General features: G+C 69.5%; 1 protein-coding gene. It reads right to left on the reverse strand.

Annotated elements, in window-relative coordinates; genetic code table 11:
* The coding region (locus KB201_RS24595; protein WP_307848134.1) for a condensation domain-containing protein at positions 1 to 2,046 on the reverse strand (2,046 nt) is incomplete at its 3' end.
* Positions 2,047 to 2,071 lie beyond the last annotated feature (25 nt).

The following is a 2,071-nucleotide window of genomic DNA, read 5'->3' on the forward strand; positions in this document are numbered from 1 at the left end:
CCGCTCAGCAACCACCGACCCCACCGAACGACCCGACCACCCCAACCCCACCTCCACACCACGCGACCAACCCTCGATGGCGGCGCGCTCGGTGGCATCGACGAGGTCGATGTCGCCGACGATCACGTCGGGATCGGCGAGGCCCGCGTCGAGGACGTCGACGATCCGCGCACCGATGCGTCGCACCGTGGGTTCGTCGAAGAGGTCGGTGGCGTACACGATCCGGCCGGCCAGCCCGGCGAGGGCACCGGCGTCGTCCCGATCGGCGGACATCCCGATCATGAGGTCGAACCGGGCAGCGGGCGCACCGGCCTCGACGGGCGTGATCGTCAGCCCCGGCGCGGACAACTCCCCCACGGAGGTCTGTTCGAGGGTCAACAGCACCTGGGTCAGCGGCGCGAACGCCTCGCTGCGCGCCGGGGCGAGGGCATCGACGAGGTACTCGAAGGGCACGTCGGCAGCGGCGAACGCATCGAGGTCGGTGTCGCGCACCAACCGGATCAGTTCCTCGAAGGTGGCCGAGGCGTCAACCTCCGTGCGTAGGACCAGAGTGTTGACGAACATTCCGATCAGGTCGTCGAGTTCGGCACGCCCACGGCCGGCCACCGGTGAACCGACCGCGATGTCCGACGTCCCCGACAACCGGGACAGGACCACCGCGACCGACGCGTGCACGACCATGAACACGGTCACGCCGTGGGCGCGGGCGAACGACTCGATGCGGGGTGCGAGATCCTCGGGCAGGTCGAGGTCCACCACCGCCCCGCGGAGGGACGCCACCGGCGGACGAGGTCGGTCGGTGGGCAACTCGAGGACCTCGGGCAGGCCGGCGAGGTGATCGCGCCACCAGCGCGACTGCCTGCCGAGTTCGGAGCCCGGGTCGTCGATCGAGCCCAGGGCGCGTTCCTGCCAGAGCGCGACGTCCGCGTAGTGCACCGGGAGCGGAGGACGGACAGGCGCGCGACCCTCGACGCGGGACCGGTACGCGTGCAGGAGATCGTCGACCAGGGGCGCCAGTGACTCGCCGTCGGCGGCGATGTGGTGCAGCACGACGACCAGCACGTGGTCGTGTGCACCGCGGTCGTCGGCACCGTGGTCGTCGGCACCGTGGTCGTCGGGATCGGATCCGAGGATGCCCGCACGGATCGGGAGGTCGCGGGTGACGTCGAACGGTTCTGCGGACAGCGTCTCCACCCCGGCGGTCCGCCACCACTGATCGACGGTGACGTCGTCAGCCGTTGCGATGTCCTGCCACGGTCGGCCATCCGGGCCCTGTGGGTAACGCGTCCTCAGCACCTCGTGCCGGTCGATCACATCGGCGAGTGCCGCGCGCAAGGCGACGACGTCGAGACGACCACGCGCCCGTAGGGCGAACGGGATGTTGTAGGCCGGTGACCCCGGATCGAACTGGTTGATGAACCACATGCGTTGCTGCGCCGGTGACAACGGGAGGCGGGCAGGACGCGGGATCGAACCGAGGTCTGCTGTCTCGGTGGGTGAACCGCTGTCGGTGCGACGGGTCGCGTCGACGAGAGCGGCCATCGCGCGCACGCTCGGTGCATCGAAGAGTTCACGAACGCCGAACGGCACACCGAACGCGTGGGCGACCCGCGCCGCCACCCGAGTGGCCGACAGTGAATGCCCGCCGATCTCGAAGAAGCTGTCGGTCACCGAGATCGCCGTGGCGTCCCCACCACGACCGAGCACCTCGGCGACCATCGCGACGATCGCGTGTTCGGTGTCGGTGTCCGGTTCCACCCGTCGAGTGGAGAAGAGATCCGGCGCGGGCAGGGCTTTTCGGTCGACCTTGCCCGCGGTGTTCAGCGGCAACGCGTCGAGCACCATGACGGTGTCGGGAACCATGTACGCCGCGAGCCTGCGGGCGGCATGGTCTCGTAGCCGCGACACCGCCGACTCGTCGGGTCCGGTGACGTACGCGACCAACCGGTCGTCGTGCACCACCGCGACTGCCGAGACCACGTCGTCGGCGCTCGCGAGGACGGTTTCGATCTCCCCCAACTCGATCCGCTGCCCCCGCAACTTCACCTGAAAATCAACACGACCCACATAC

It is taken from the genome of Gordonia sp. SCSIO 19800 (genome assembly GCF_018132775.1).
GTDB classification, from domain to species: Bacteria; Actinomycetota; Actinomycetes; order Mycobacteriales; family Mycobacteriaceae; genus Gordonia; species Gordonia hongkongensis.